This window comes from Mesorhizobium sp. 01N446, assembly GCF_056399285.1.
In genome coordinates this window covers 395355-408216 of sequence record NZ_JBFTRA010000006.1, presented here as the reverse complement: position 1 = coordinate 408216, position 12862 = coordinate 395355, and the positions used below count along the sequence as shown (strand labels likewise).

The 12862-nt window shown below is 61.3% G+C and carries 15 protein-coding genes; 6 read left to right on the top strand and 9 right to left on the bottom strand.

Annotated features, from left to right (window positions below; genetic code table 11):
* The first annotated feature begins 121 nt into the window (after positions 1-121).
* Positions 122-484: a DUF302 domain-containing protein gene (locus AC1DPX_RS23555; RefSeq protein WP_202356014.1), complete on the top strand. Its 363-nt coding sequence runs from the start codon at positions 122-124 to the stop codon at positions 482-484.
* A gap of 112 nt (positions 485-596) precedes the next feature.
* Here AC1DPX_RS23555 and AC1DPX_RS23550 read toward each other — a convergent pair whose 3' ends face one another.
* The 5 genes from AC1DPX_RS23550 to AC1DPX_RS23530 form a co-directional block, all read right to left on the bottom strand.
* Positions 597-1082: a hypothetical protein gene (locus tag AC1DPX_RS23550; protein WP_477239812.1), complete on the bottom strand. Its 486-nt coding sequence runs from the start codon at positions 1080-1082 to the stop codon at positions 597-599.
* A gap of 223 nt (positions 1083-1305) precedes the next feature.
* Positions 1306-2169, bottom strand: a complete 864-nt coding sequence (locus AC1DPX_RS23545) for an SUMF1/EgtB/PvdO family nonheme iron enzyme (RefSeq protein ID WP_477239811.1) — start codon at positions 2167-2169, stop codon at positions 1306-1308.
* Between the two features lie 64 nt (positions 2170-2233).
* Positions 2234-3340, bottom strand: a complete 1107-nt coding sequence (gene nirK, locus AC1DPX_RS23540) for a copper-containing nitrite reductase (protein ID WP_477239810.1) — start codon at positions 3338-3340, stop codon at positions 2234-2236.
* Positions 3341-3603: 263 nt separating this feature from the next.
* Positions 3604-4050 (bottom strand): pseudoazurin, encoded by a 447-nt coding sequence (locus AC1DPX_RS23535; RefSeq protein WP_202356011.1) that lies wholly within the window; start codon positions 4048-4050, stop codon positions 3604-3606.
* 151 nt (positions 4051-4201) lie between these two features.
* Positions 4202-5404 (bottom strand): NnrS family protein, encoded by a 1203-nt coding sequence (locus AC1DPX_RS23530; protein ID WP_477239809.1) that lies wholly within the window; start codon positions 5402-5404, stop codon positions 4202-4204.
* A gap of 227 nt (positions 5405-5631) precedes the next feature.
* On the opposite strand from AC1DPX_RS23530, the gene AC1DPX_RS23525 reads away from it, so the two are divergent.
* Positions 5632-6336, top strand: coding sequence for a Crp/Fnr family transcriptional regulator (locus AC1DPX_RS23525; protein WP_202356009.1), 705 nt, complete (start codon positions 5632-5634; stop codon positions 6334-6336).
* Here AC1DPX_RS23525 and AC1DPX_RS23520 read toward each other — a convergent pair.
* Both AC1DPX_RS23520 and AC1DPX_RS23515 read right to left on the bottom strand, forming a co-directional pair.
* Positions 6333-6542, bottom strand: coding sequence for a DUF1858 domain-containing protein (locus AC1DPX_RS23520; RefSeq protein ID WP_477239808.1), 210 nt, complete (start codon positions 6540-6542; stop codon positions 6333-6335). The genes AC1DPX_RS23525 and AC1DPX_RS23520 overlap by 4 nt on opposite strands.
* Before the next feature lie 134 nt (positions 6543-6676).
* Positions 6677-7093 (bottom strand): hypothetical protein, encoded by a 417-nt coding sequence (locus AC1DPX_RS23515; RefSeq protein WP_202356007.1) that lies wholly within the window; start codon positions 7091-7093, stop codon positions 6677-6679.
* Between the two features lie 494 nt (positions 7094-7587).
* Between AC1DPX_RS23515 and AC1DPX_RS23510 the strand changes: the two genes are divergently transcribed.
* The 4 genes from AC1DPX_RS23510 (at position 7588) to AC1DPX_RS23495 (ending at position 10589) form a co-directional block, all read left to right on the top strand.
* Positions 7588-8130, top strand: a complete 543-nt coding sequence (locus AC1DPX_RS23510; RefSeq protein WP_477239807.1) for a cytochrome b — start codon at positions 7588-7590, stop codon at positions 8128-8130.
* A 136-nt stretch (positions 8131-8266) separates the two neighbouring features.
* Positions 8267-8581, top strand: coding sequence for a PepSY domain-containing protein (locus AC1DPX_RS23505; RefSeq protein ID WP_244730540.1), 315 nt, complete (start codon positions 8267-8269; stop codon positions 8579-8581).
* Positions 8581-9246 carry a response regulator transcription factor gene (locus tag AC1DPX_RS23500; protein WP_202356004.1) on the top strand — a complete coding sequence of 222 codons (666 nt, stop codon included), beginning with the start codon at positions 8581-8583 and terminating at the stop codon, positions 9244-9246. Before AC1DPX_RS23505 ends, AC1DPX_RS23500 begins: the two co-directional genes overlap by 1 nt.
* Positions 9246-10589, top strand: a complete 1344-nt coding sequence (locus AC1DPX_RS23495) for a sensor histidine kinase (protein ID WP_477239806.1) — start codon at positions 9246-9248, stop codon at positions 10587-10589. Before AC1DPX_RS23500 ends, AC1DPX_RS23495 begins: the two co-directional genes overlap by 1 nt.
* Position 10590: 1 nt before the next feature.
* Here AC1DPX_RS23495 and AC1DPX_RS23490 read toward each other — a convergent pair whose 3' ends face one another.
* Positions 10591-12102, bottom strand: a complete 1512-nt coding sequence (locus AC1DPX_RS23490) for an RnfABCDGE type electron transport complex subunit D (protein ID WP_477239805.1) — start codon at positions 12100-12102, stop codon at positions 10591-10593.
* The gene (locus AC1DPX_RS23485) at positions 12099-12839 is read right to left on the bottom strand and encodes an FAD:protein FMN transferase (protein WP_477239804.1); all 741 of its coding nucleotides are present in this window, start codon (positions 12837-12839) and stop codon (positions 12099-12101) included. Before AC1DPX_RS23485 ends, AC1DPX_RS23490 begins: the two co-directional genes overlap by 4 nt.
* Between the last annotated feature and the right edge of the window lie 23 nt (positions 12840-12862).

Below are 12862 nucleotides of genomic sequence, written 5' to 3'. Positions count from 1 at the left end.
CGACGGCGCGGATCGCCGGCAAGCTTCGTCGACTACGGTGGATCGACGATTGCGCTAGATCAATGCTGAAACGGCGCTTCCATGCGAGACGCGATGAGCAAGCATCGGAGCGCATCGTTTCATGTCCGCAGGCCTCAGCAAGATGATCCGCATGACACTTGCCAAGGCTGTGCCTTACGTGAGTGACAAACTGGCCGGTCAAGGGTTCACAGTCGTGCACTCCGTGGGCATGAGGAGCCAGAAGCGGGCTCAGGACGGTTCCAGAACCGGTGGCTTCAGGGTGCTTGGCGTCTCCAACCCCGACATCATGTTCGCGGGGCAGAATGGCGTGGCAACCGCCGTCTGGTGTAACGTGTTCCTGTCGGAAAGCGGTGACAACGCCGTCAAGGTGCTCGCGGTGGACCCGCTACCCTCAGTGGCCGCTTCGGATCCTGCCGCAATGGATGTTCGTGTGGCGCTATCGAGGGCGATCGAGAGCCTCTGAACCTCTGCGGCGAACGACTTACGGAAACGGATTATCCTGCTGGCCCGGCCCCCTCAAAGTCACCTCCGCCGATTAGAAGCGGGCGGAGGTGATGTCGGCTCCGGTCCTATCCCTAAAGCGCCTGCAGCCGCGCGATATCCTCGGCTGTTGCCGGTCGTTCCACGATCGTGCGGCCGGTAGCGTCCTTCACCTCAAGGCGGCCATTCTCAATCTCTTCCTTGGTACCGTCGGCATGGGTGACCTCGGTCTTGTCATCGGACATTTCAACCTTGTCGCCAGCCGCATTCACATGTTCCCGTCCGTGATCATCGCCGGCGTCATGGTCAGCACCATCGTCGCCACCGCGCGAGCCAGAGTTGCCGCCAGGCCCAGAGTTGCCACCGTGATCGCCATCGCCGCCAGAGCCGGAGTTGCCCCCATTTCCGCCGCCGTCGCCCCCGCCATTCCCGCCGCCGCCTTCGCTTTTGGCATGAGCGGCGGCCGGCACGACCTTGCCCCCGCTGGTAAAGCTAAGGTGATAGGGCGCGGCGACCAAGGCCAGTACAGTGGAGGCTCTCAGGGCAAGCAGGCAAACGCGGTTCAAGGTTGATTTCTGCATCATGGTCCTCCTTCTCGATACATTGGCGTAACGCAGGCAAGCCGGATATCTTCCCGGCAAAGCCCTGGGAAAGCGAATGCAGGACCCCTTTCGCGACATTGTTGGACTATTGGCCCGCGAGTTCCAGGACCTAAGCCCTAGACCTAGCGATCCTGTTATCCGTTCGACCTGTTTGAGAAGCAGCTTGTGCCCTGTTCGGAGCGCCGGCGATATCGCGCCGCTGTCAAGACAACCCAATGCGCCACAACGCGCTTTGCATCATGCTTGACCGCTCGCGGATAAGGCGAAAGCCGAGATTGTCAGGTGGGGTGCCGACGGCGCAGCCGCCGCTCTTGCCGTCCCGGATGAAGTTCGACATGTAGGTACGGTGGAAACCCTCGACGGCATGCACGCCGCAATTGTCGATCGAGCTTCCCGTTTCCGCGTCATCGCCGACGATTGTCGTGTGGACGTAACATGTCGAGGTCCATTCCCAGACATTGCCCGCAATGTCGGCCAGTCCCTTCGAGTTGAATCCGAAGGCCCCTTGCGCCCTTGGCTCGGGATCTGGTGCGCGCTCAAGTGACGATTCAGCACGATATTGGTCGAGCCAGCGCTGCGCCGGGTTGTTCGGGTCATTTGCATTTGCCTCTATGTCACCGCGAAAACGTTCGGCGGCGGCATAAGCCCACTCGACATCGGTCGGCAGGCGCCACGTTTCCCCGGTGCGCTCTGAAAGCCAGCTTGCGTAAGCTTCCGCGTCGATGTGGCTTACACCTGTCACTGGGACGTCGCCCACCTTCCGCAGATCCGCCGCTTTGCAGGCGCCGTCCGCAACGCAGCGCGCGTATTCCCAGACACTCACCTGGTATTTCATGATCTCGAGCGGCGCAGCGATTGTTTCGTGCACGACGGGCGCCTTGACCGGGTGATTGGCCTTGAGGAATTCGCCTGGTCTGGAGTGATCGAATGTGCCGGGCTCCAGGATTGCCGTCACTGGTGATGGAGGCGTCAAGTCGCGGCTGTCGTTGGCCTCATTGGCGATACCCAGGCCGATCAACGCGGCAGCCGAAATGACGCCGAAAGTGAATACGGGATCGAAGGACATGGCACGGCACCCGATTTCCGGTGCAACCCCGCCGAGCTGCAGGGTTGCACGACCATCCGTTCGCTCAGGAGGCGATCGCTTTGGGCGCCTCGACCTGCATCATCAGGTCGTCGTTCCAGCTGCCGCCATCCACCGTGAAGTGCGCGGTGGCGCCCAGTTCGACCGCTTCGATCAGATTGTGGTTCACATAGGCGTAGACGCCCGGCTGCAGGAACGTATAGAGCGCCGCGCCCGCCGATCCGCCGCGAATGAACCAGGTTTCGAGATCCCTTGCCGGCGGATTGGCGAATTTTCCCTGTTCCCACACGAAGTCGCCGTGGCCGCCGATGAGGTGAGGGCGGGTATCACGATTGGCCTGGGAATGAATGATAAGGACCGTCTCTCCGACCTTCGCCTTCATCGCGTGCTCGCCGGTGAGCGATCCTGCCTTGCCGTTGAAGACGACATGGGTGGGAATCAAGCCGCGCATCACCTTGACCGTGTCGTCGTAATTGTCGCCGGCCGAGTCGTACTTCTTGAATTTGCCCTGGTCGTCGCGCGGGATGTAGAAGTCGTTTTCGCCGACATAGTAGATGCGGTCGTAGCGAACGGGTCTGCCCTTGTCGTCCTTCAGGCCATCGCGGGGCAGGACCATGACGGTGCCGCTCATGCCGGACACAACGTGCCAGGGGATCATCGCGCCGCCGGGCGCGCAATGATAAACGAACGTGCCGGCCCGGGTAGCCTTGAACCGCAATGTTACCTGCTCGCCGGGATTGATCAGCGTCAACGCGCCGCCGCCGAGCGCGCCGGTTGCGGCGTGGAAGTCGATGTTGTGCGCAAGCGTATTGGTATCGGGATTGATCAGCGTCAGCTCGAGGTAGTCGCCTTCATGGACGACCATCAGCGGGCCCGGGATTGAGCCGTTGTAGGTCATTGCGTTGAGCTGGGTGCCGTCGGCGTCGATGACGACAGGCTTCTCTTCGATCTTCATGGTGAACTCGACGACCTTCGGGCCGCCTTTGGCAACCTGGTCATGGGCATGCACGAAAGGCGGCGCCACCAAGGTGACCTTCTCGCGCGGAAGTCCGGCGACGTCCTTCGCGCTCGCCGCTGTCGGCATTGCGCTTATGGTGGCAACAGCTGCTGCCGTGAGAACAGATCCCAACAAAGCTTCACGTCTGGTAAGCATCGTCTTCTCCTTGGTTCCAAACCCGTTGATGCCTCCACGTTACTCTCTACGACGCATAGTTCTTTGCGCTAACGCAAATCAAACGAGATGAGTGAGCGTCCTTCGATTTTTCGAATACTGCATTTTATGCCGTGGCGATGTCTTCGGCCGCTTGTTCAAGCCCAAAACGAAACAGGCCGGACTGGACCTCTCCCCTGGTCCGCCCGGCCTTCCCTCTCCGGACTTCGCCAAGACGGAGGGGGTATCTATGAAACGGTCGTCGTCTAGTTGGCAGCGGCCTTGCTGGCCTCAGCGAACAGTTCGGCGAACACCGGCTTGGCCTTGCCGATCTGCTTGACGGCTTGCGCCGCCTCCAGATTGACAGGCTTGCCGACCAGGATCAGCGCCACCATGCCCATGCCATAATGGGGAGCGCACTTGACGCCGTAGAAGCCCTCCTTGGTGAGAGTGACGGTGATCTCTTCGCTCGGCTTTCCCTTGAAAGGCTCGGCGCCGTCCGGGATCATGTCCTTGATGGTCTCGGCGTCATGGGACTTGTCGGTTGGAACGAACTTGACCGTGTCGCCGGGTGCTGCGCGGATAAAGGCGGGCTGGAAGACCATCGCGCCCTTCTCTCCCTTGTTCAGCATCTGAACGACGTGTTCTTCGGCATTTGCCGCGCCGGCAAGGGAGAGCAGCGCGACAGCCGCGGCGATCAGAGGCAGTTTCATCGGGAAATCCTTTCTTGAGTTGTTCACGGCTTCGACCGTTGCATCCCTTATAAGCTGCGTCGTGATTGTGCGATTTGCGCTGGCGCAAATTGATCAGCGAATGTTCAAGCTGCCTCGCAGCATGTCGCCGGTCGCAGTCTCGGCAGCTTTCTCAGGCCGCGTTCGTAGGGCGACGCGCCTGCAGACGCGGCCTGACAAGCATTGGCCCGAACAGCACCGCGTAGCCGATGAAGGCGATTGTCCAAAGCGCCGCCGCCACGTGCAGAAGCGTCCCGGGAGACGGCACGAACGCCGCCAGTATTCGCAGCATTGCCGCTACCAGAATCGCGGCGAAGACCGCGCATGTACCGATTGTCGCCCGCAATTCACGGCCAGTATGGCCGAGTGTTGCACGCGACATCACCGCAAGCGTCATGGAGGCCAAAGCTCCGACGCCGAACGCATGAATGCCCGCAGCCACGGACACTTCCTCTGGAAGGAAAGCGGCGAGGCCGGCCAGGAAGAGCCCGACCGGGACGAAGGCGAAGGATGCATGAAGGATCAGCACCAGCGGATCGCGCAGTGTGCGGTCTCCAGCCCAGCGGGCAAGCCGAATGGCATTGAGGATCGCCGCCACGATCAGGATCGACCCGGTGACTGCCTGGTCGGCAAAGAACGTCCAGCCAAGCAGGCCGCAAGCCGAAAGAAGAATTGTCGCCGCATCGAACCGGCCGAACGGCACCGGCAGCCGCCCCGGCCGCTCACGCGCCAGCCAATTGCGGGTGAAGGAGGGGATGATCCGGCCGCCTATGATCATGACCAGCACGATTGCGGCACCAAGGCCGAGCCGGCGGCTGGTGTCCGTCACGCCTTGATAATGCGCCTCGGCATGAAACATCATGTTTGCCGCCAGAAGCACCGTCACCGGGAGCAGGACCTTGAGGTTTCTCCARTTCCTGCCCGCCACGATTTCCACCGCGGCGGCGGTAACAACCGCTAGAAGGAAGGCGCARTCGATGACGGCGGCGAGCACCCAGCCCGTCTGCACTGAACAGAAGACGACCAGCCTCCCGGTAGCCCAGAGCACCACCAGGGCAAGCAGCGGCAGCCCCTGCAAAGGCAGCCTACCGGTCCAGTTCGGTATTGCAGTCAGCAGGAAGCCGGTCACGACCGCAGCCAGATAGCCGAACAGCAACTCATGCACATGCCAGTCCACTGGCGAGAAGACGCTGAAGGTCTCGAGCTTGCCGTAATACAATGGCAGCCAGAAGAGGATCGCCCCGCCGCCAAAGAGCGAGCCGAGCAAGAAGAATGGCCGGAAGCCGTAGGAGAGAATGGCCGGGTAGGCGCCCGGACGCGTGCGTGGAATTGCCATGACATCTCCTAAGACAACGACGGCCGGCCGATGAGAAAGGATGGATCGGCGGCCAATCCAGGGGTTCTATCCTGAATGGAGCAAGCTCAATTTGCCGTTGCGCAAACACGGATGAGAATTTCCGGAAACGCGGATGCCTCTTGCTGCTCGTCGGCCGCCCATGACACAGTCGGTGATCGGTTAGCGATGGATCTATTGAATGCCTTTCGATTTCAAAGCAGGCGCACGTGGGTAGCCTCGATCCATCGCTTATTGCCGGGCTTCCGGTTTTTGAAGGGCTGCGCGCGGCGGATCTCGAGAGCATTGTCGGCCAGGCCAGGTCGCTGCGGATCGCCAAGGACCAGCCTGTGTTTGAGCAGGAGCAGGAAGCGCACTCGTTTTTCCTGTTACTCGATGGCCATGTGCGCGTCGTCAAATCGACCCCGGAAGGTCAGGAGGTGACGGTACGCTACATCAGTCCGGGCGAGTTGATGGGGATCGCTCACGCACTGGGCCGAGCCACCTATCCGGCAAATGCCATTGCTGCCGTCGATTGTGTGGTTCTTGCCTGGCCGAGCGTCCTGTGGCCGACTTTTGCCGCCGATTATCCTCGTTTTGGGACCAATACCTATAAGACCGTCGGCAGCAGGCTGCAGGACGCACACACACGCGTCATCGAGATGGCCACGGAACAGGTGGAGCAGCGCGTCGCCCATGCCCTGCTCAAACTCGTCAAGCAGGCGGGCAAGAAGACGGAAGAAGGCATCCTGATCGACTTCCCGATTACCCGCCAGAACATAGCCGAGATGACCGGAACGACGCTGTTCACGGTGAGCCGGTTGCTATCAGCCTGGGAAGACCAGCAGCTGGTCAAAAGCGGACGCCAGAAGGTGACCGTGGTCGCGCCGCATCAGCTCCTGCTGATCGCCGAAGGCAGGACGCAGAAAGGCTAGTCGGAACCGTCAACCGCAGTCCTCAGCTCGCAGCTCAGTTTTTCTTCGTCGAGCTCATGCTCGCGCGCCGCATCCGAAATCGTGTGAAACGATGCAATCGGACAGCCGACGCAAAGCATGCCGTTTTGAAGCAGGATCCGGATGACGGCGGGCGACATCCGCATGATTTCGTCCATCGTCATCTCATCGCTGAATCTGCGTTTCATGGCTGCTAATCCGCGCATTGATCGCGGATATTCTGCCTGAATTTCTGGAGTGCTCGTTGCGATGGGGCAAAGAGAAAGCAAGAACTGCGGCTGCTGCCTGGCATAGGCCCTTCACCAACAACCGCGCATCTAAATCAGGTGCGTCCTCCTTCCAGAAGCTTTGCGAAACCCCGGCTGTTGGGGCAGAATTCCTGATAGTGGTTTTCAAAATCGAACACGGCCAGCAGACCACGGCACTCGCGACGATGTGGGCAGGTCATGCAGGTGCGCGACATGCCGCCGCGTGTAGCCTCCAAGGTTTGAAAGCTGTCTGGATCAATGCCGACCGAACGCATGGCCGGCGTAAGCAGGTCTTCCGAGGCATAAGGGAGCCGCATGGCGTCGTCGAACTCGGCTCGCGTTAAACCCAGGTCGTGCAAGATTCCCGCGCATTTGTGCGGACCCTGCGCCCAAAATTCTCTTTTGGCAGCTTTGCTCCGCTCTCGGTCCACAAGAAAGGAAATGGCGAACCGCCAGGCTTCGGCAGGTTCATCCTTGAGATTGTATGGCATGCGCGTTCCCTTTCTGCCTGCTTGCCTTCCTGGAAAGACTTCGGCCTACAAAATAGCGCCCACGACCCGGCGCAACTTTGCGCTAGCGCAAGGTGCTCGGACAGCGGACCGGGCAGACTTCATCCGACCGACAAACGGGGGTGAACTGAATTGCACTGCGGACAACCGAAGGGAGCCGAGGTCCCTGTTTCGATGCTGCCCGAACTGGACTCAGAGGCTGGCCTGATCGCCGCAAAGCCATCCCCCGCGCCGATCGTTGATTCCGTAGCTGAAGCATTCCGGCTCTACGATTGTCAGCGTCCTGACAGGTTCGATGAGCCAAGTGTTCGCCACGCTGCTAGGATTGGCTATCCGAAAGCGTGGTCGACAAAAGAAATTATCACATGCCGTTGGTCCTCAAAGGTGTCTTCGCAACCACGATACGCCAGTTGTCTGCCCGAGGGCTCTGACAAGATCGCTGCCGCGTAAAAATGTGCCTGAACTGGAATGTTCCAATGAACCTTAGCTATACCAGCTCCCAGAAAGCCATTCATTGGGTCGTGTTTGTACTGGTCATCGGCCTTTACGTCCTGACTTATCTCGCCGATATCTTCCCCCGCGCCAGCCCCGGTCGCGCGTTCGTTTGGTGGTTTCACATCTCGTTTGGGCTGCTGCTTTTTGCGCTGGTTGTGATGCGCGTCGGCCTGCGGCTCACGCTGGGAACGCCGGGGCTACCGCAGGAAATGTCAGAGCTGGAAAGATGGGTGGCTAAGATCGCACATCTCATGCTTTACGCGCTGCTTGTCGCTATACCGGTTCTTGGCATTCTGCTCACCTGGTACAGGGGCGACGCCTTGAGTTTCTTCGGCCTCTTCACCATCCCGGCTCCGGTGTCCGCGGACAGCGCAACGGCCCGAACCATAAGGGAACTGCACAGCCTCTGCGCCAATCTGATCCTTATCCTTGCTGGACTGCACGCGGCGGCTGCGCTGTGGCATCATTATGTCCGCAGGGACGACGTTCTCAAGCGAATGCTGCCGGGGACAAGTGGCTCTTGATCGCGGTTCAGACTATTTCAGTCAAATGTGGGTAGCCCCGATGCTCTTTGGAGTGTTTCGGAACCCGGAGGCTGGCCCGATGAGGCGCCGGAGCGAAACACAAGGACTGCCGTATGGCCCTTGGATGAAACCGATATTGAAACGTTTGGCGACGGCAAGCCTGGTCGGGCTTGTTCTGCTTCGACCGCTCCACGCCCGCGCGGACGAGGATGGTGACGGCGATCACGATCGGGCGCGGGACCTCTACGAGCGTGGTGAAATAAGAGGCTTGGCAAACATCCTGGGCGTGGTTCATGCCGATGCTCCCGGCGACATCGTGGCGGTCGATTTTATTCGGTTGGGCAACAGGTGGGTCTATCGGTTTCAGGTCGTTGCCCCTGACGGACGCCGCAGGATCGTTGACGTGGACGCCGGCGCCGGAGTGCTGATGCGCGGCAGGGGCGGCGATTGATGAAGATACTCCTTGCCGAAGACGAGCCGCGCATCGCACGCGACATCACCGAGGTGCTCAAGGCCGCGGGAATGGCGGTCGATACGGTGCGCGACGGAGAAGCCGCCTGGTTCGCTGGTGATGTCGAAAATTACGACGCGGCGATCCTGGATCTCGGCTTGCCGAAACTCGATGGCCTGACGGTGCTGAAGCGCTGGCGGGCGAACACGCGCCGCTTTCCCGTTTTGATCCTGACGGCGCGGGGCCTTTGGACCGAGCGCGTCGAAGGCATCAACGCCGGCGCCGACGATTACCTGCCCAAGCCGTTCGAAATGGACGAGCTGCTGGCGCGGCTGCGCGCGATCCTTCGCCGTTCGACCGGCCAGGCGGCACCGGTGCTGAAATCCGGACCGCTGCTTCTCGACACGCGCCAGATGCGCATTTCGCTGCGCGGCGTTCCCGTCGCGCTGTCGCCGCTGGAATACCGGCTAATGGCGTTCCTGATGCATCATGCCGGGCGCGTGGTGGCGCCGACCGAGCTTGCCGAGCATTTGTATGATTCCGGAAATGACCGCGATCCGAACGCAATCGAGGTCATCGTCGGACGCCTGCGCCGCAAGCTCGGCAACGATGTCATCGAGACACGGCGTGGATTTGGCTATTTCGTGCCCGACGGACCGTCCTGATGGGCAATTCGATCCGCTTCAGACTCTGGCTGGCCGCAACCCTGTCGATCGTTGTCGCCCTTGCCATCGCTGGATTCGGGTTACGCTACCTGTTCGAACTGAACGTTGAGCGGCGTATGGTCAGTGAACTGACCGTCGATCTCAACGAACTGATCGGCGCGACCAGCTTTGCGGCTGACGGCCGGCTTTCGGTCGCACCGGACCTGAACGACACGCGCTTCACCATTCCGCTGTCCGGTCACTACTGGCAGGTGGAAGATCGGGCTAGCCGTAGCCTGGTACGCTCGCGTTCACTATGGGACGCAACGCTTGCATTGCCCGACCGAGCGGCAAACGGCGGAATGAGAAAGATCGAGGAGCTCAAAGGGCCGGGTGGCGAACTCACCGTAGCCGTCGTGCGCACCATAACCGATGCCGACGGCCGGTCTTTTAGCGCCATCGTGGCGGAAGACCATCGCACCGTCGAACTCTCGGTGCACGAATATGTCCGCGATCTCGTGCCGGCGCTCGTCGTGCTTGCGGCATCCCTCATGGTGGCATTCTTCATTCAGATCACCGTTGGCCTGGCGCCGCTGGAAAGCCTGAGGGTCGCCGTTCGAAACGTCATCGCGCAGCGGGCGGCACGATTGGATGTGACGGCGCCGAGCGAGGTGCAGCCGCTTGCCGACGAAATCAACCGCCTCCTCGATGCGCAGCAGAAAGCCCTTGCGCGCGCCCGCTCGCGCGCCACCGACCTGGCGCACGGCCTCAAGACGCCGCTGCAGGTCTTGTCCACCGATATCCGTGCCTTGCGCGCGAAGGGCGAAACCGAGCTGGCCGACGAGATCGAGAAGAGCGCCGGAGCGATCCGGCGTCATGTCGAGCGCGAACTCGCTCGCGCCCGTCTGGCGCCCGGCGTTTCCGGCAAGGCATCGTGCCGGGTCAGGGAAGCCGCTGCCGGCGTGATCGCCGTCATCAAGCGCACGCCCGGCGGCAAGCAGCTCGCATTCCTGATCGACGTCAAGGAGGATCTCCTGGCGCCGATCGACGAGGGTGATTTGTCGGAGATGCTGGGCAATCTGGTCGAGAACGCCGCGCGCTTCGCAAGATCCTCGGTCCAGGTCAATGCGTGGGCGAGCGGCAGCGAGGTGTCCATCGCCGTCGCTGACGACGGCCCTGGCATTCCCGATGCGGATCGCGAATCCGCTTTGTCGCGCGGTGTGCAGTTGGACAGCAAGGGCGGCAGCAGCGGGCTGGGCCTGGCGATCGTCTCGGACATTGTCGAAGCCTATGGCGGACGCCTGACCATGACCAACGCCGATCCAGGCCTGGTGGTGACCATAGCCATGCCCCGCCACGGCTGACTCAGGCAAAGCCCGGGAAATAGTCGACCTTTATCTTCGAACGGCGAACGCCCATGGCCAGCAGCTTGTCGCGCATTGCCTTGACCATGGCCTGAGGCCCGGAAATGTAGAAGGTCCGCTCCAGGTAGTCTGGGATGGCGAGGCGCACCAGCCGCTGGTCGATATAGCCGGGATACTGGCCGCGCTCGGCGCCCCTGGCCACGGCAAAGACTGTCTTGATGCCCAGTTCCCGTCTCGCCGCGCCGAGCACATCGCGATAGGCAATGTCCTGCTGGGTCTCGGCTCCGTAGAGGACGACGATCGGCCGTCTTTCATGACTGTCGATGAGATACTGCAGCATCGAGCGGAATGGCGTGATGCCGATACCGCCGGCCAGGAAGGCGATCTTGGCTTCAGGATCGGCCGGCAGGGTGAAGTCGCCGGCGAGCTGAGAGGCGTGGATCGTGCTACCCGGCTTCATCGTGCCCAGCGCCTGCTTGAAGGCGCTCGATTGCGGATAGAACTTGACGCCAAGTCGTATGGATTGCTCCGTTGGCGCCGATGCGACGGTGAAATAGCGACGATTGCCGCGATTGTCCGAGCGGTCGAGACCGAGCGTCCATTCAAGATACTGGCCGGCCTGGAAGGCAAGCTTTCGCGGCGACCTGAAGATGAAGTCATAACTGTCGGCCGCCGATTGCTCGATGCGCTCGAGCGTTAGCACAAGGCGCCCCTTCGGGCTCACGGCGTAGGCGAAAAGATTGCCCGCCAGGAGCGCCAGCTCCGGCGTGAAATAGAACGAGCCGATATGGATGTTGGGCGCGAACAGGAAGCCGACGATGGCGGCGAAGGCGAGGCGCGGCCAGCGCGTCGTCGGCGCTGTCAACGGCTCGGTCAGCATCACGAAGGCGAAGAACAGCAGCGGCGACGAGCCCACCGTCTCCTGCAGCGCGGAGGCGTATTGCGACGGGTCGGTGGTCGCCAGGATTGTCGCAAGCGCGACAGCGACGAAGGTGGCGACCAGATCGAGCCGCCGCAGCTTGCGCATGATCAGGAGGCCTCCGGCAAGCACGACTGGGAGTAGTTGCAAATTACCTCCGACCCACCAGCTGGCCGGCTGGTCGAGAAGCAGCGCGGTCAGTGCCACGCCCAGAGCGGCGGGATTGAACAGGTGCTTCCCTCCGATGGCGAGAATGAATTTGGATGAAATCGCCCAGACGCAGGCGAACACCACCGCGCATATCCCCTTTACGTCCGTGGTGGCCACCGGATCGAGGATGAGCGCCAGGATGAGGGCGGTGATGTAGACCGACTCGTTGTTGGCGGGAACCTTGAAGACGGCGGCAAAAACCCTGTTGGTGATCCAGCAGACGGCCAAGATCAATCCCGTCGAGAAGGCGAGGGCGATAGGGTCATGCGGCAACAGTTGGAAGAAATCGAGCACGAGAGCCGAGCCCAGCAGGGCGATCAGGTAGTAGAGGACCAGCCGGTACATGGTCTGATGGTCGAGAAGCCGGTCGACGGTCTTGATCATGGCTGGCAGAAGGCTCCGAAGCCGCTCGTTGGCGTGGCTCGACCGTTTCGGTCGACGACGTAACCTTCGAGGCCAGGCGCCTGCTCGAGAAACAGAATGCCTTCCCGGCCCATGGCGAAGGCGGCAGTGGCGAAACGGTCGGCTTCCAACACATCCGACCCGATGACGGTCAGGCTGACGATCTCGGTGACCGGATCGCCAATCCCAGGCGAAACGTAATCGCCAATCCCAGGTGGAATGTAGATGTGCTGCCCGCGCACGTAGGTGCCGGAGGTGGCGACGCCGTGTCCTCGCGGATAGACGATCTTGATGATCTCATCGGCTTTGAAGGGATTGCGGATGCCGACGCTCCAGTCGAGGCCAGAAGCGTTCTTGCCACGGGGCTGGATATCGCCACCGGCCTCGATGAAGAAATCGCCAACGCCGGCCCGCTGGACGATCTCGGCTGCGTTGCGGATGGCCCAGCCCTTGACGATGCCGGACGGATCCAGCGAACCGTCGGGCTTACGGATGTCGAAATATCCACCGGTCTGACTTTTGGTATGTTCGGCGAGAGCCATCACTTCCATCATTCCGCCGCTCCAGTCGCGGACCGGAAGGTCGCCACGGTTGATGGCCGAAATCTCGCTGTCGCTCTTGTAGGTGCTGAAGCGTTGGTCGATCTGCCCGAAATAGTCGAAGACGGTGTCGACAAGTGCCGCGCCCGTGGGGCCACCGATGTCGACAGTGATGGGCATCCCCATCAATATCCTGGTCTCGC